Origin of the sequence: Mesorhizobium sp. B2-1-8 (assembly GCF_006442545.2) — a bacterium.
Classification (GTDB): Bacteria; Pseudomonadota; Alphaproteobacteria; order Rhizobiales; family Rhizobiaceae; genus Mesorhizobium.
In genome coordinates this window covers 1924678-1941605 of the sequence record NZ_CP083952.1, presented here as the reverse complement: position 1 = coordinate 1941605, position 16928 = coordinate 1924678, and the positions used below count along the sequence as shown (strand labels likewise).

At 63.2% G+C, this 16928-nt stretch carries 13 protein-coding genes; 10 read left to right on the top strand and 3 right to left on the bottom strand.

Annotated elements, in window-relative coordinates:
- Window positions 1-95 precede the first annotated feature (95 nt).
- From FJ970_RS09535 to FJ970_RS09505, 7 genes are all read left to right on the top strand, one after another.
- Window positions 96-1541 carry a homospermidine synthase gene (locus FJ970_RS09535; protein WP_140756021.1) on the top strand — a complete coding sequence of 482 codons (1446 nt, stop codon included), beginning with the start codon at window positions 96-98 and terminating at the stop codon, window positions 1539-1541.
- Window positions 1542-1725: 184 nt separating this feature from the next.
- On the top strand, window positions 1726-2103 hold the full coding sequence (locus FJ970_RS09530; RefSeq protein WP_140756023.1) for a hypothetical protein: 378 nt from the start codon (window positions 1726-1728) through the stop codon (window positions 2101-2103).
- A 233-nt stretch (window positions 2104-2336) separates the two neighbouring features.
- Window positions 2337-4358: a bifunctional metallophosphatase/5'-nucleotidase gene (locus FJ970_RS09525; protein WP_140756025.1), complete on the top strand. Its 2022-nt coding sequence runs from the start codon at window positions 2337-2339 to the stop codon at window positions 4356-4358.
- Window positions 4359-4504: 146 nt separating this feature from the next.
- On the top strand, window positions 4505-5566 hold the full coding sequence (gene hemH, locus FJ970_RS09520) for a ferrochelatase (protein ID WP_140756027.1): 1062 nt from the start codon (window positions 4505-4507) through the stop codon (window positions 5564-5566).
- A 52-nt stretch (window positions 5567-5618) separates the two neighbouring features.
- Entirely contained in the window at window positions 5619-6830 is a 1212-nt protein-coding gene (locus tag FJ970_RS09515) for an NAD(P)/FAD-dependent oxidoreductase (protein ID WP_140756031.1), read from the top strand.
- A 121-nt stretch (window positions 6831-6951) separates the two neighbouring features.
- Complete coding sequence (locus FJ970_RS09510) at window positions 6952-7902, top strand: SPFH domain-containing protein (RefSeq protein ID WP_127278883.1); 951 nt, start codon at window positions 6952-6954, stop codon at window positions 7900-7902.
- 20 nt (window positions 7903-7922) lie between these two features.
- Window positions 7923-8387 (top strand): NfeD family protein, encoded by a 465-nt coding sequence (locus tag FJ970_RS09505; protein WP_140756035.1) that lies wholly within the window; start codon window positions 7923-7925, stop codon window positions 8385-8387.
- Between the two features lie 237 nt (window positions 8388-8624).
- Here the strand turns inward: FJ970_RS09505 and FJ970_RS09500 are convergent, their stop codons facing one another.
- Window positions 8625-9626, bottom strand: coding sequence for a KpsF/GutQ family sugar-phosphate isomerase (locus tag FJ970_RS09500; RefSeq protein ID WP_140756037.1), 1002 nt, complete (start codon window positions 9624-9626; stop codon window positions 8625-8627).
- 245 nt (window positions 9627-9871) lie between these two features.
- On the opposite strand from FJ970_RS09500, the gene FJ970_RS09495 reads away from it, so the two are divergent.
- A complete protein-coding gene (locus tag FJ970_RS09495; RefSeq protein ID WP_181178328.1) occupies window positions 9872-11656 on the top strand; it encodes an outer membrane beta-barrel protein in 1785 nt (594 codons plus the stop codon).
- Between the two features lie 219 nt (window positions 11657-11875).
- Here the strand turns inward: FJ970_RS09495 and galU are convergent, their stop codons facing one another.
- Window positions 11876-12790, bottom strand: coding sequence for a UTP--glucose-1-phosphate uridylyltransferase GalU (gene galU, locus FJ970_RS09490; protein ID WP_181178348.1), 915 nt, complete (start codon window positions 12788-12790; stop codon window positions 11876-11878).
- Between the two features lie 200 nt (window positions 12791-12990).
- Between galU and FJ970_RS09485 the strand changes: the two genes are divergently transcribed.
- Complete coding sequence (locus FJ970_RS09485; RefSeq protein WP_140756041.1) at window positions 12991-14214, top strand: lytic murein transglycosylase; 1224 nt, start codon at window positions 12991-12993, stop codon at window positions 14212-14214.
- Window positions 14215-14244: 30 nt separating this feature from the next.
- Window positions 14245-15474: a DUF459 domain-containing protein gene (locus tag FJ970_RS09480; protein WP_140756043.1), complete on the top strand. Its 1230-nt coding sequence runs from the start codon at window positions 14245-14247 to the stop codon at window positions 15472-15474.
- Here FJ970_RS09480 and FJ970_RS09475 read toward each other — a convergent pair.
- Complete coding sequence (locus tag FJ970_RS09475; protein WP_140756045.1) at window positions 15471-16925, bottom strand: glutamate synthase subunit beta; 1455 nt, start codon at window positions 16923-16925, stop codon at window positions 15471-15473. The genes FJ970_RS09480 and FJ970_RS09475 overlap by 4 nt on opposite strands.
- Window positions 16926-16928: the final 3 nt, after the last annotated feature.

The following is a 16928-nucleotide window of genomic DNA, read 5'->3' as shown; positions in this document are numbered from 1 at the left end:
CGTTGGGCGAAAATGCCCGGCTTTTGCACGTGGTTGTTCGGCTTTTGCACGTAGTTGCCCAGCTTTTGCACGCAGTTGAAGGAGTGCTCGATAAAATGGCGAATGAAAACTGGCCCGTTTACGGTGAGATCACCGGCCCCGTGGTGATGATCGGCTTTGGTTCGATCGGACACGGAACGCTGCCGCTCATCGAACGCCATTTCAAGTTCGACAAGTCGCGCATGACGGTCATCGACCCGCGCGATACCGATCGCAAGCTGCTCGACGAGCGCGGCATCACCTTCGTCCAGGAAGCGGTGACCGAGAAGAATTACAAAAAGCTTTTGACGCCGCTGCTGACCAATGGTGGTGGCCAGGGCTTTTGCGTCAACCTGTCGGTCGACACCGGCTCGGTGGACCTGATGCGGCTCTGCCGCAAGCTCGGCGTGCTTTACATCGACACCGTCGTCGAGCCCTGGCTTGGCTTCTATTTCGACGCCAAGGCCGACAATGCCAGCCGCACCAACTATGCGTTGCGCGAGGCGCTGCTCAAGGAAAAGTACGACAAGCCGGGCGGCGCCACCGCCGTCTCCACCTGCGGTGCCAATCCCGGCATGGTGTCCTGGTTCGTCAAGCAGGCGCTGGTCAATCTCGCCACCGATCTAGGCATGGAGTTCTCCGAGCCCGCGCAGGAAGACCGCGAGGGCTGGGCCAAGCTCATGAAGAAGGCTGGCGTCAAGGGCATCCACATCGCCGAGCGCGACACCCAGCGCACCAAGAAGCCCAAGCCCATGGATGTGTTCTGGAACACCTGGTCGGTCGAGGGCTTCATCTCGGAAGGATTGCAGCCGGCCGAGCTCGGCTGGGGCACGCACGAGACCTGGATGCCGAAGAACGGCAAGAAGCACAAGCACGGTTCCAAGGCCGCGATCTACCTGGAGCAACCGGGCGCCAACACCCGCGTGCGCTCCTGGTGCCCGACGCCCGGACCGCAATATGGTCTGCTGGTGACGCACAACGAGGCTATCTCGATCGCCGATTTCTTCACCGTGCATTCCAAGAAGGGGAAGGTTCAGTACCGCCCGACCTGCCACTACGCCTACCATCCCTGCAACGATGCGATGCTGTCGCTGGACGAGATGTTCGGTGCCGCCGGCAAGCCGCAGCCGGTGCACCACGTGCTCGACGAGAACGAACTGGTCGACGGTGTCGACGAACTCGGCGTCCTGCTCTACGGCCACGACAAGAATGCCTACTGGTACGGTTCCCAGCTGTCGCTCGCCGAGGCGCGCAAGCTGGCCCCCTATCAGAACGCCACCGGCATGCAGGTTACCTCGGCGGTTCTGGCCGGCATGGTCTGGGCGCTGGAAAATCCGGCCGCCGGCATCGTCGAGGCCGACGAGATGGACTACAAGCGCTGCCTGGACGTGCAGTCGCCCTATCTCGGACCGGTCAAGGGCTATTATACCGACTGGACGCCGCTCGACAGACGCCCGGGTCTCTTCCCGGAGGACCTCGACCGCAGCGACCCGTGGCAATTCCGCAACATCCTCGTCCGATAGCATCACCCGGACCATGCGCCATTGCCTTGCAATCGCCCGGAAATCGGGCGATTGAAGGGTGCGGCCTGGGGTGGCGATGTGCGTCCGTCGGACGCTAAAGCATATTCCAGCACTTTGGACGTTCGCGTCGCGCTTCCAGAAATCGACCCGATTTTTGGACCGACGCGTTTGGAGAGGATTTCATATGACGATTGCGCGCAAAGTTCTTTCGATGGGCATGGCGGGTGCCCTCGCCTCGATGCTTGCTGCCTGTGCCACCAGCGGCCCCGACCAGCCGCCGATGGCTGCCGCGCCGAAAGGCGTCGAAGGTTCGTGGATCGATGCCAAGGGTACTGGCCTGTCGACCTTCACCGGCGGCACCTTCACGACCGTCGCCACGGACACGGGACAGAAGCTTGCCGATGGCAGTTACACGATGACCGGCGCCACGTCGGTGCAGATCAACGGCACCTCGCTGATCCGCCAAACCCCGGTGAGCTTCAATTGCCTGATGGTGTCGACCAGCCAGCTCAACTGCACCAGTTCCGCCGGCCAGAATTTCGTGCTGACGCGGCGCACCTGAACCTGGCGAACGTTCCAGTCACAAAGAACGGCGGCCGCTTGGTCGCCGTTTTTGTGCCGGCAATCCCTCGCCTTTTGCACCCGGAAATACCCCGGGTTTTGCGCCAGCAAATACCACCGGCATTTCCGCTTGCGTCGGCCCGAACGCGATGGGAACATGATCGAAACGCTGGCTGCAATATCCCAGTCAAGCAAGGCGTTAACCGCCTCTGATCAGCCTACCGGGAGACGAAGATGAAGAAGCTTGCCGCCATTGCCGCCCTTTCCGTGTCGACACTTGGCCTGTCGGCCGGCGCATCCTTTGCCGACTACACACTGAACATCCTGCATATCAATGACTGGCACAGCCGCATCGAAGGCAACAACAAATATGAATCGACCTGCTCTGCCGAGGAGGAGACCAAGGGCGAATGCATCGGCGGCGCCGGCCGGCTGATCACCGCCATCGCCCAGGAACGCAAGAAGCTGGAAGGCCAGAACGTGCTCTTGCTCAGCGCCGGCGACAATTTCCAGGGTTCGCTGTTCTACACGACCTACAAGGGCAAGGTCGAAGGCGAGTTCCTCAACGACATGAAGTTCGACGCCATGGCGCTCGGCAACCATGAATTCGACGACGGCGAAGCCGCCCTTGCGCCCTTTCTCGACATGATCAAATTCCCGGTGCTCGGCGCCAACGTCAAGGCAAACGCGCAGTCCAAGCTCGGCGACCGCGTCAAGCCATCTATCGTCGTCGAGGTCGGCGGCCAGAAGATCGGCATCATCGGGGCCGTCACCAACGACACGCCCGAACTCGCCTCGCCCGGCCCCAACATCACGATTGAGGACGACGTCAAATCGATCACGGCCGAGGTCGAGAAGCTCAAGGGAGAAGGCATCAACAAGATCATCGCCGTGACCCATATCGGCTACAACAGGGAACGCGACGTCATTGCCAAGATCCCCGGCATCGATGTCGTGGTCGGCGGCCACAGCCACACGCTTCTTTCCAACACCGATTCGAAGGCGGCTGGCCCCTACCCGACGATGGTCGACAATCCCGGCGGCTACAAGGTGCCGGTGGTGCAGGCGGCGTCCTATTCGAAATATCTCGGCGAGTTCAAGGTGGTGTTCGACGACAATGGCGTCGTCAAATCGGCAAGCGGCGACCCGATCTATCTCGACAAGTCGATCACGCCCGATCCCGCGGTGCTCGCTCGCATCAAGGAACTCGGCGCACCGATCGAGGCCTTGAAGAACAAGGAAGTGGCCGAGACCACCGACGTCATCGACGGCAGCCGTGAGAGTTGCCGCGCCAAGGAATGCGCGATGGGCAACCTCGTCTCCGACGCCATCCTCGACCGCGTCAAGGGACAAGGCGTCGAGATCGTCATCTCCAACGGTGGTGGCCTGCGCGCCTCGATCGACAAGGGCATGGGCGAGGTGCTGACCGTGCTGCCGTTCCAGAACACGCTGGCGACCTTCCAGATTTCCGGCAAGGATCTGGTCGCCGGGCTCGAAGGCGGTCTCAGCCAGATCGAGGACGGTGCCGGCCGCTTCCCGCAGGTGGCGGGTCTCAAATATTCCTTCGACAGGTCGGTCGCGCCCAATACCGGCCGTGTGAAGTCGGTGGAGGTGATGGAAAACGGCGCCTGGACGCCGATCAATCCCGACAAGGACTATCTGGTCGCCACCAACAACTATGTCCGCCAGGGCGGCGACGGCTACAAGGTCTTCGCCGAAAAGGCCAGGAACGCCTATGATTATGGCCCTGGCCTCGAACAGGTCGTTGCCGACTATCTCGGCGCCCACCGGCCCTATACGCCGAAGCTCGACGGCCGCATCACTGAGATCGCCGCGACGACTGCGGCAGCTCCCGCCGCCGAGCCGGCCAAGCCTGCCGAACCCGCAACGCCCGCCGAAGCTGCGCCGGCGATGCCTGAACTGCCTGCCAACTCAGGCGATATCGCCAACACGCCGCCAGCCATATCGACGGAAAACCCGCCACCGGCACCTGCCGAGCCGGCAAAGCCTGCCGAGACCGCTCCCGCGCCGGTCGCTCCCGCCGCGGCGACACCCGCGCCCGCCGAGCCGGCAAAGCCCGCTGAAGCCGCACCGGCCACAGGCAGCCATGTCATCGTTAACGGCGATACCTACTGGGATCTGGCGAAGAAAGCCTATGGCGACGCGACCAAGTGGAAACTCATCTATGAGGCGAACAAGGATCAAAGGCCGCATCGGCTTGTGCCGGGCGCGACCCTGACCATCCCGGCGAAGTAACGTCATTTCGCTTTCAGCAGAAACACCCGCCGGGGAAACCTGGCGGGTGTTCTGTTTCCGGCCGGAAAGGCGGTATGGTGCGGCCAGACGCGGCATTGAAAACCGGCGCGCCATCGCTAGTTTCACGCCGTGTCCGGAGAGCCCTTATGACGCCTGCCAATGTTGTCGACCCCAAGACGATCAAGCCGGTCGGCCCGACGGCGGGATACGCGCCGGCCAGGGCCGGCAAGGTTGGCGTCATGCTGCTCAATCTCGGCACGCCCGACGGTACCGAATTCAAGCCGATGTGGCGGTATCTCCGGGAATTCCTGTCCGATCCGCGCGTCATAGAGCTCAACAAGGCGATCTGGTATCCGATCCTCTATGGGCTGGTGCTGACCAGGCGACCTAAGAAGTCGGGCGCCAACTATGCCCGGATCTGGAACCGGGAGAAGAACGAGTCGCCTCTGCGCACCTACACCCGCGCACAAGGTGAAAAACTGGCCGAGGCGCTACGAGACCTGCCCGATGTCGTCGTCGACTGGGCGATGCGTTACGGCAACCCTTCGACATCGAGCGTCGCCGAAAGGCTGGTGGCGCAAGGCTGCGACCGCATCCTTTCATTCCCGCTCTATCCGCAATATTCGGCGACGACGACCGCCACCGCCAACGACCAGCTGTTCCGGGCGCTGATGAAGATGCGCGCGGCACCTGCCGTCCGCAGTGTGCCGCCCTACTATGCCGAGCCGGTCTACATCGAGGCGCTCGCCAGTTCGATCGAACGGCAGCTGGCGACGCTCGATTTCGAGCCGGAGTTGGTCATCACCTCCTATCACGGAATCCCGAAACCCTATTCCGACAAGGGCGATCCCTATCGGGCGCATTGCCTGGAGACGACGCGGCTGCTGCGCGAAAAACTCGGCTGGGACGAGAACAAGCTGATCACCACCTTCCAGTCGCGCTTCGGCGCGCAGGAATGGCTGCAGCCATATACCGACAAGACGGTGGAGAAGCTGGCCAAGGACGGCGTCAAATCGATTGCCATCGTCAATCCCGGCTTTTCCGTCGACTGCATCGAGACGCTGGACGAGATCGGCCGCGAGGCGGCCGAGACCTTCCATCATGCCGGTGGCGAAAACTTCGCCCACATCCCATGCCTCAACGACAGCCCCGAGGGCATGGCGGTGATCGAAGCGATGGTACGCCGCGAACTGTCAGGCTGGGCCTGACACCGGAACAACACAAGCTCCGGGGCGTTGAGCAGCGCCTCCGGAGAATTCGATGCTCCGCAAACTCGACCTCAGGACCGGCCAGCCCGTCTGGTCCGCCTATCGCGCGCCCGCGGTGCCGATTGCCAGTCTCACTCGGGACGTCAAGACCGATGTGCTGATCATCGGCATGGGCATCAGCGGCGCCATGATGGCCGAGACGCTGACAGCGGACGGTCACTCCGTAATCTGCATCGACCGGCGTGGGCCGCTGAAAGGATCGACAGCGGCAACCACGGCGCTGGTGCAGTTCGAAATCGACCAGCCGCTTTCGGTTCTCTCGAGGATGATTGGCAAGGCCCAGGCACGGCAGGCCTGGCGACGTTCGAGGCTGGCCATTTCCAATCTCGCCGCCCGCATCGAAGAGCTCGGCATCAACTGCGGCATGAGCCGCACCGCATCGCTTTATCTGGCCGGTACCGTGCTCGACCCATCGGGATTGCGCGAGGAAGCCGAGGCGCGACGGCGAGCCGGCATCGCCGCGACCTATCTGACCCCTCGGCCGCTCGCCGAGGCGTTCGGCATCGACCGCAGCGGCGCCATCCTCAGCCATGGCAATATCGCGCTCGACCCGCGCAAGCTGACGGCCGGGTTGCTGCTCAGGGCTCGGGAGCGCAAGGCACGTCTCTATGCGCCGGTCGAATCGGCAGCGATCAAGGACAGCGCCGACGAGGTGGTCGTGGCAACGAGGGACGGCCCCGCCATCACGGCATGGCACGTTGTCCTGGCCACCGGTTACGAACTGGTCGACATCGTGCCGGCGGCCGCCCATCGGGTCATATCGACATGGGCGATCGCGACCCGCCCGCAACCGCGAAAGCTCTGGCCGGGTGCGGCGTTTGTCTGGGAAGCTTCCGATCCCTATCTCTACGTCAGGGCAACGGCCGATGGCCGGGTCATATGCGGCGGCGAGGACGAGGATTTCATCGACGAGACGCAGCGCGATGACCTGATCGGCGACAAGAGCGCACGCATCGCCGCAAAACTAAACCTGATATTTCCGCATCTGGACGTCAGCCCCGATTTTTCCTGGACCGGCTCCTTCGGCACCACGACGTCAGGGCTGCCCTATATCGGCGCCATTCCGGGGCATCCTCGCATCCATGCCGTGTTGGGATATGGCGGCAACGGCATCACCTTCTCGCGGATCGCTGCCGAGATCGTCTCGGCATCGATCGACGGGCTTGAAGACACGGATGCAAGCCTGTTTGCCTTCAACCACTGAGTGTGTAACCGCAAACAATCCCTCATCACCTGATTGTAACGCTACTGAAATACACTTAAGTCTTTGGCGAAGTCGGCTGTGCGGGAATGGCTTGCGCGGCCTGCTTCTGAGGGAGAGCCAAATGGATTTCAGTGGTTTCGATATTGCGGTCGTTGTTTTGGTCGCGCTTGTCGTGCTGGTGCTGTTCAAGGGCATCAAGACAATTCCGCAAGGATACAACTATACCGTCGAACGTTTTGGTCGTTATACCAAGACACTGAGCCCCGGCCTCAACCTCATCACGCCCTTCGTTGACCGGATCGGCGCCAAGATGAACATGATGGAGCAGGTGCTCGACGTTCCGAGCCAGGAGATCATCACCCGCGACAACGCCATCGTCGGTGTCGACGGCATTGCTTTCTACCAGATCCTCAATGCGGCGCAGGCCGCCTATCAGGTTGCCGGCCTGCAGAACGCCATCCTCAACCTGACGATGACCAACATCCGTACCGTCATGGGTTCGATGGACCTCGATGAGCTGTTGTCCAACCGCGACGCCATCAACGAGCGCCTGCTGCGCGTCGTCGACGAGGCGGCACACCCATGGGGCATCAAGATCACCCGCGTCGAGATCAAGGACATCAACCCGCCAGCCAACCTGATCGAATCGATGGGCCGCCAGATGACCGCCGAGCGCAACAAGCGCGCGCAGATTCTGGCCGCCGAGGGCCTCAAGCAGTCGCAGATCCTCGAAGCCGAGGGCCGCAAGGAAGCCGCCTTCCGCGACGCCGAGGCGCGCGAACGCTCCGCCGAAGCCGAAGCCCGCGCCACCCAGGTGGTGTCGGAAGCGATTTCCAAGGGCGACGTGCAGGCGCTTAACTACTTCGTCGCCCAGAAATACACCGAGGCCCTGACCAGGATCGGTTCGGCCACCAACAGCAAGGTCGTGCTGATGCCGCTGGAAGCCTCGTCGCTGATCGGCACGCTTGGCGGTATCGGCGAAATCGCCAAGGAAGTGTTCCGCAGCGAAGGCACGACCGGCGCGCAGCGGCAGGCGGCACGTCCGCCGGTAGTCCGCCCGAGCGAGAATTGAGATCGTAGGAGGTTACTCCCATGCTCGATCGCATCGTTTCTGAACTCGGGCCGTGGAACTGGATGGTCCTGGGCTTCGTGCTGCTGGTGGTAGAGGTCATCGCGCCGGGCTTCTTCATGCTTTGGATCGGCATCGCCGCCCTGGTCATCGGCGGGATGTCGCTGCTGATCGGGGATGCCGCCATCTGGACATGGCAGGTCCAGGTGCTGCTATTCCTCGTGCTGTCACTGGTTTCAGCCTTTGTCGGCAAGAAACTCATGGGCGGACGCGACCAGCCAAGCGACCAGCCGCTGCTCAACCGCCGTGGTGCGCAGATGATCGGGAAGATGGCGACTCTTGCCGAACCGATCCGCGACGGCCGCGGCCGCATCAAGCTCGGCGACACGCTGTGGCGCGTCTCCGGCCCGGATCTGCCCGCCGGCACCCAGGTGCGCGTCACCGCCGCTGCCGACACCGATCTGGAACTGACGGTGGAACGGGTCTGAGTTTCCAGGCCGCCAATACCTGAATAGCACCGGCACAAGATGTGTTGAGATTCAGGTCAGGCCGAGTCGAGAACGACGGCTCTCGAGAACCGGAGCGGCGTGTACTTCAGTAGGTGAGCACCGGCCTACGCCGGCCGAAGCCTTGCCACGATCCCTCATGAGTGCTTCGGCCGGCGAAGGCCGGAAGCGCAGAAAGCCGCCGTTCGCAGGCCGGCTTCACCTGAATATCAGCGCACCTTAGGCTGCGCCGATGCGCAACAGGTCATGGAAATGCACCACGCCCAGCGGCATGTTGTTCCTGGTCACCACCAGCGCGCCGACATTGTGCTCGTTGAGCAGCGCGATCGCCGTGCCTGCGAGCGTCTGCGGGTCGACCGTCTTGGGCGTGCGGGTCATTACCTCGTCGACGATGACATCGGCTAGGTTGCGGTGCAGGTTGCGCGCGACATCGCCGTCGGTGATGATCCCCGCCAGTTCCCCATTCGCCTCGACGATCAGCACGCAGCCGACCTTCTTCTGTGACAGCGTCATCACCGCTTCCGGCATCTTGGTGCCGAGCGCGGCCAGCGGCATCTGGTCGCCGACCCGCATGATCTCGGACACCATGGTCAGGTTGGCGCCGAGCTGGCCGCCGGGATGGAAAGTGCGGAAATGGTCCGGCGTGAAGCCGCGCGCCTCGAGCAGCGCAATCGCCAGCGCATCGCCGATGACCAGCTGCAGCAGCGTCGATGTCGTCGGTGCCAGGCCATGCGGGCAAGCCTCGGGGGCGCGTGGCAAGAGCAATACCACGTCGGCCGCGCGCGCCAGCGCCGACGTCTCCCCGGAGGTCACGGCGATGAGCGGAATGGAGAAGCGCCGGGAATAGGCGACGATGCCCATCATCTCCTTGCTCTCGCCCGACCATGAGATGGCGATGATGGCGTCGTCCCTGGCGATCATGCCGAGATCGCCATGATTGGCCTCGACGGGGTGGACGAAGAAGGCCGGCGTGCCGGTCGAGGCCAGCGTCGCCGCGACCTTCGAACCGATATGGCCGCTTTTGCCGACACCGGTGACGATGAGCCGGCCCTCAATCTTCGAGATCATTTCGACGGCCTGGGCAAAGGGTGCTGCCAGTCCGTTCTCGAGCGCGTCGGCAAGGGCCGCGATCCCGGCCTGTTCGGTTGCCACGGTTCTCAGCGCCGATTCGATCGACGCTTGCCTGTCCAAGGGCTTCTTTTCCAGGGATTTCGCATGCATGGATGATGCGATTAGCGCTTTGCCGCCCGCCTGTCCAACGGAAATGGCCCCGCGTCTGTTGCTCAAACGCCGTGCGATCGATTGGGACAACGACAAGCGCAAGAACAGGAAGCTCAACGACGGTCGTAAGACTCCCAAATCGGCGTTCGAGGCCCATGGCGCGCACGGCCTCAACCCTCCGTTAACCATCCGCATTTACGGTTCGGTAAGTATGGCGCGCATGCGCCGCGCAAGCAGTGGTGGCGATGTCCGGGGTCCAGCCAGAAAAATTGAGAGGACGACAGGGCAAGGCGGTCTGCGCGTTGCTGCTGGCGACCAGCATCCTTGCCTTGCTGCGTCCCGCGCCGCTCCATGCCCAGGAAACGGAACTGCGTGGAGAAGTGTCCGAATCGGCGATCCTGTCCGACCAGCAGCGCAAGGCGAGAAGCCTGGTTCTCGCCCAGCAAGCGGCGGCCAACGCTGCCGCGCAGGACGATGCGCCGGCGCGTACCTATCTGCCGGCCAGCGCCGGGGCCGTGCCTGACGACACGGACGCCGCGAACTCGACCACCAGCGTCTTCGACCCGCCCCAGGCGGTCGAGGAGGCCTCCGCCGACACGCCAGCGCCGCCCAAGCCACGCCGCACTTCGACCGCCAGGCAGAATGCGGCTGACAAGGCAAAGGACAAGGCAGCCGACAAGTCGAAGAAGAAAAAGACCACCAAGGCGGCTACAGATCCAACCACCACCGCCAGGACTGCCACCACGGCGACGACGGACGACACCGACAGCAGCGCGGCGGACAAGGAAGCGGCCAACCGCCGTGCACTCACGATCGACAGTGTGGACAGGCAGAAACTCGATGCCGGCGCCGAGCGCACCGCCGCAATCGAGGGCCAGAACAAGAAACCAGAGGATGATCCGTTTTCCGCCACCGGCGTCAAATGGGGCTCCTTCGTCATCCGGCCGACCATCGAACAGGGGCTGACCGCCACCACCAACGGCGATTCGAGCAGTGCCGGTACATCGGCGCTGCTGTCCGAGACGGCGCTGCGCTTTACCGCCGCTTCCGACTGGCGCGAAAACTCCGCGACCATCGACGGCTATGGCATTTTCCGCGAAACCGTGTCGGGCTACCCGGTTCACGATGCGCAGGGCCGCATCGAAGGCCAGCTCAATGTCGACCTCGACAAGGAATTGCGCGCCATCGCCAAGCTCGGCTACGAAGCCGTGCCGGAATCCTCGTCTTCGCCCGATGCCATTGCCGGCGTCAGCACCCAGCCGCTGCGGCAGACGATCGACGGCAGCATCGGCGTCGAGAAGGCGGTCGGCAAGATGCAGTACACGTTGACCGGGGCGGTCTCACACGACTTCTATGGCGACGCCAAGCTCTCGGACGGCACCTCGCTGTCGCAGAAAGACCAGGACAACACGCTCTACACCGCAACCTTGCGCACCGGCTACGAGATCTCCCCGGCGCTCACCCCCTTCACCGAAATCGAGGTCGGCCGCCGGGCCTATGACCAGCGCATCGACAATGAAGGCTTCGAGCGCTCCTCGACGCGCCTCGGCGCCCGCGCCGGCCTGCAACTCGACATGGGTGAGAAGCTGTCGGGTGAATTCTCGGCCGGCTGGCTCAGGGAGGCGATCGACGACAAAAGCCTGGAAGCGATTTCGGGGGCCACCGTCAATGCCGATCTCAAATGGTCGCCGCAGCGCGGCACCACGATCGGCCTGACCGGCAAGACCACCGTCGAGACCACGACCACGTCGGGCGAAAGCGGCGATATCCTCTACTCCGGACGCCTGACCGGCGAACGCGTGATCCGATCCAATCTCACCGCGAATGCGGCTCTGGGCCTGGATTGGCGCGACTATGTCGGCATCGACGGCCACGACAGGATATTGAGCGCCGAGGCCGGGCTGACCTGGTGGCTGAACCGCTATGCCGGTCTCACCAGCCGGGTGAGAACCGAAAAACTGACCAGCAACCTACCCGGCCGCGACTACACCGCCAACAGCATCTACCTCGGCGTGAAGGTGCAGCGCTGAAGGCGTATGAGCTTCGTCATCCTGGGGCGTAGCAAGGAGCGAAGCGACGCGGCGCAGGCCCCGGGATCCATGCCGCGACTTATGGGTCGCCTCCGCGATGGCAGGCCTGGGGACATCGTTCCGGACCGCTACACTCTGGGTCTATGTAACGGAATGGATCCTCGGGTCTCCGCGACGTCGCTACGCTCCTGCTTTGCCCGAGGACGACGAAAATGGGGCCTAAAATGCCGCCCCGCGGCGCTCCGATGGCTGCATCTCGTCGAGCAGCGTGCGAATGACGCCGGCCATGCTCTGGTTCATGTCGTTGCGCCACAGCGCGAAGGCGACATTGGCCTCGACAAAACCTTCCGGCGAACCGCAATCGAAGGTACGGCCCTGATAGTGGTAGCCGTAGAAGGCCTGCTGCTTCTCCAGCTTCAGCATCGCGTCGGTGAGCTGGATCTCGTTGCCGGCGCCCTTCTCCTGTCCTTCCAGAATCCCAAATATTTCCGGCTGCAGGATGTAGCGGCCGTTGATGTAGAGGTTGGACGGCGCCGTGCCGGTCTTCGGCTTTTCCACCATTTCGGTGATGCGGAACCCGTGATGCGTGTCTTCGCCGCGCCCGACGATGCCGTATTTATGGGCCTCCGCCGGATCGCATTCCTGCACGGCGATGATGTTGTTGCCGGTTTCCTCGTAGAGCTCGACCATTGCTTTCGTGCAGCTCTTCTCCGACTGCATGATCATGTCCGGCAACAACAGGGCGAAAGGTTCGTCGCCGACCAGTTCGCGCGCGCACCAGACGGCATGGCCGAGACCCATCGGTACCTGCTGGCGGGTGAAGCTGGTCTGGCCCGGCAACGGCTGCAGTCGTTGCAGTCGGGCAAGCTGCTCGTCCTTGCCGCGCTGTGCCAGTGTGTCATAGAGCTCGAACTGGATATCGAAATGGTCCTCGATGACCGCCTTGTTGCGGCCGGTCACGAAAATGAAATGCTCGATGCCCGCCTCGCGCGCCTCATCGACGACATACTGGATGACCGGCCTGTCGACGACGGTCAGCATCTCCTTGGGAACAGCCTTGGTGGCTGGGAGAAACCGCGTGCCGAGACCGGCGACCGGGAAAACTGCCTTGCGAACTCTCTTCATACTTTCAATTATCCGTTTGCTGGCCCGCACCGCAATCCCGTCTCGCGACATTTTCACGCCGGAATCGAAGATTACTGGGCGGGTGAGGGAAACTTCCACCGGTTAAAGCATCGAGGTGTCTTTTCGTTCCAGGCGACACCTATGGTAAACCAATTCCTAACCCGGTTCGGCGATGAATGGTCTTTCCTGAGACAGAGAAGGAGGAAAAGATGTCCGTTCGCAATGCCGCAAAACGTTTTACCAGCGCCATGACGGCAGCCAGCCTCTCGCTCACTTTGCTCATCCCCACCGGGCCGGCTTTCGCCGACGCCGGGTTCCGGCAATGGGTCGCCGGCTTCCGCGCCACCGCCGTGGCGGGCGGCGTTTCCGGCGCTATTTACGACCAAGCATTCAGCGGCATCAAAGAAGCCGACCCGGTAGTGTTGGAAAAGGCTCGCACGCAGCCCGAATTCACCGCCCCCGCCTGGGATTATTTCGACAACCGCGTCCATGACCAGTCCGTCGCCGTCGGGCAGCAGATGGCGAAAAAGTGGAAGCCTTGGCTGGACAGGATCGAGGCAAGGTTCGGCGTCGACCGCTACGTTCTCCTGGCCATCTGGTCGATGGAATCCAACTATGGCGAGATCCTCAAGCGCGACGACATCATGCGCAACGTCATCCGTTCGCTGGCGACTTTGGGTTATGGCGACGCGAAACGTTCGAAATACGCTCGCACCCAGTTGGTCGCGGCCCTGAAGATCCTGCAAACCGGCGACATCGACGAGAGCCATCTGATGGGCTCCTGGGCGGGCGCCATGGGCCAGACCCAGTTCATCCCGACCAGCTACCAGCATTATGCCGTCGACATGGACGGTAACGGCAAACGCGACATCTGGAATTCCATTCCCGATGCGCTGGCGACATCAGCCAACCTGCTCAAGAAGAATGGCTGGCAGGCCGGAAAGACCTGGGGCTACGAAGTCACGTTGCCGGCAGGCAAATTGCCGGCCGGATCCAAGACGCTGGCGCAATGGCAGGCGCTCGGCGTGGTCCGCGCCAGCGGCAAGCCGTTCAAGAGCCTCGCCGACAAGGCGACGCTGAAAGTGCCGGATGGCCGTGGCGGGCCGGCCTTCCTGATGATCAGGAATTTCTCGGTCATCAAGGCCTACAACAATGCCGACAAATACGCGCTCGCCGTCGGTCTGCTTGCCGATGAGATTGCCGGCGGCAACGGCCTGGTGCAGGATTGGAACCGGCCTTTCACCAAGCTCAGCTTCGACGAACGGCAGGAGTTGCAGAAGCGACTTTCCCAGCATGGCCTTTATGATGGCAAATTCGACGGCAAGATCGGCGACGGCTCGAAGACGGCCATCATGGCCTATCAGGCAAAGGTCGGCTTGACCCAGGATGGCTATCCGAGCTTGGAAGTGCTGAAATGGCTCAGGCGGAAATAGAGTCTGACGTATTGAGTAGGGAGGGAACGATTGGTGTGGCCTGCGCGCATCGGGGCGTTCGTTCGTCGCATGCCGGTGCTGGTCCTGGCCTTCGCCGTGCTCGCCATTGCCGTGGCCGGCGCCGTCCATGCCCCAGCCATGGCGCAGGAGCAGCCGCAGCAGAGCCGCGGCTGGTCGTTGCGCGACCTCCTGTTTCCGCGCCGCAGCGAGCGGGTCGAGCCGCCGCAGGACATTCAGCAGGCGACGCCTAAGCCGAAGAAAAAACCGCGTGCGCCTCGCCCGCCAGCGGAGCCGGCAACGCCCGTGGTCGAAAAAGCGCCGGACGCCCGCACCGTGCTGGTGGTCGGCGACTTCATGGCGGCGGGCCTCGCCGAGGGTCTGGACGACGCCTTCGCCGAGAATACCGGTGTCAGGATCGTTGTCCGCAGCAATGGCTCGTCAGGCTTCGTGCGCGATGATTTCTACAACTGGCCCGAACAGATCAAATCGCTGATCGAAACCGAAAAACCCGCCGCGGTGGTCGTCATGCTGGGGTCTAACGACCGCCAGCAAATGAAGGTCGGCGACGTGCGCGAGCAGCCCCGCTCCGAGAACTGGACCAAGGAATACGAACGCCGCACCGATGAGTTCGGCAAGGCAATCGCCACCGCCAAGGTGCCTTTCCTGTGGGTCGGCATGCCGGCCTTCCGGGTGCCGAAGATGACCTCGGACATGCTGGCCTTCAACGACATCTACCACAAGGCGGCCGAAAGCCACGGCGGCGAGTTCGTCGATGTCTGGGACGGCTTCGTCGACGAGAACGGCGCCTTCATCACCAACGGCCCCGACATGAACGGCCAGCCCGTGCGGCTGCGCGCCGATGACGGCATCAACGTGTCCAAGGCCGGCAAGCGCAAACTCGCCTTCTACACCGAAAAGCCGCTGCTGAAGATCCTTGGATTGGCCGCGCCAGGAAGCGTGGCGCCGGCCGTCGCGCCGGCGGGCGCACCCGTCGAAGCACCTGCTCCGGCGGCCGCGCCCATCGTCATCGATCGCACCCAGCCCATGCTGCTCAGCGATCCCGCGCTCGACGGCGGCACGGAATTGCTCGGCGCCGCCCCGCCGCCGAAGGCCAATCCAGCTCTTCCCGGGGAAAGGCTGATGATCGAGGGCAAGGCGCCGGAGGCTTCGCCTGGCCGCGCCGATGATTTCTCCTGGCCACCGAAGGCAAGTTCGGCAGCCGCTGCGGCGGCCGATACCACGACGGCGATCAGCCCTTAACGCGGCAGAACGCTCGTCCCCATCAGCGCCTCGTCGATCGAGCGTGCCGCCTGGCGACCTTCGCGGATCGCCCAGACGACCAGCGACTGGCCGCGGCGCACATCGCCCGCCGCATAGAGCCGGTCGACGCTGGTCTTGTAGTCGCGGTCGTTGGCCTCGACATTCCTGGAACGGCGGCTGTCGGTGGTGATCTTCATCTCACCCTCCAGTTCCGCCGCAACGCCCGCCATAGCCGGGCCGGCAAAGCCGATGGCGATGAAGGCGAGATCGGCGCGGATGACGAATTCCGTGCCGGGGATCGGCTTGCGCTTCTCGTCGACCTCGCAGCACTTGACGCCCGTAAGCTGGCCTTCCTCGCCGATGAATTCGAGCGTCGCCACCTGGAATTCGCGTTCGGCGCCCTCGGCCTGCGAGGACGAGGTGCGCATCTTGGTCGCCCAGTAGGGCCAGACGGAGAGCTTGTCTTCCTTCTCGGGCGGCTGCGGACGGATGTCGAGTTGGGTGACGCGCACCGCGCCCTGGCGGAAGGCGGTGCCGACGCAGTCGGACGCGGTATCGCCGCCACCGACGACGACGACATGCTGGCCACTGGCGATGATCGGATGCGACGGCCATGCCACGGACTGGATCGGCTCGCCGCCGACGCGGCGGTTCTGCTGGACCAGATAAGGCATCGCGTCATGCACGCCGCCGAGATCGTCGCCTGGAATGCCGGCCGCGCGCGGTGTTTCCGAACCGCCGCAATAGAGCACCGCATCATGTTCGGCGAGGAGTTCCGCGACGGGCTTGTCGACGCCGACATTGACACCGCAATGGAAGATGACGCCCTCGCCCTGCATCTGTTCGATGCGCCGGTCGATATAGTGCTTCTCGATCTTGAAGTCCGGAATGCCGTAACGCATCAGCCCGCCGGGGCGGCTCTCGCGCTCATAGACATGCACGTCGTGGCCGGCGCGGCCAAGCTGCTGGGCGGCCGCCATGCCGGCCGGGCCGGAGCCGATGATGGCGACACGCTTGCCGGTCTTCTTCTCCGGCGGATAGGGCCTGATATGGCCGGTCTCATAGGCCTTGTCCGCGATCGCCTGCTCCACTGTCTTGATGGCGACCGGAATGTCCTCGAGGTTCAGCGTGCAGGCTTCCTCGCAAGGTGCCGGACAGATGCGGCCGGTGAACTCCGGGAAATTGTTGGTCGAGTGCAGGTTGCGGATCGCGTTATCCCAATCCCTGTTGTAGACGAGATCGTTCCAGTCCGGAATCTGGTTGTGGATCGGGCAGCCCGTCGGCCCATGGCAGAACGGAATGCCGCAATCCATGCAGCGCGCGGCCTGTTTCTCGACCTCCTTGTCCGACATCGGCAGCGTGAACTCGCGAAAGTGCCGGATGCGGTCGGAAGCAGGCTGGTACTTGTGCACCTGCCGGTCGATTTCGAGAAAGCCTGTTACCTTGCCCATAGT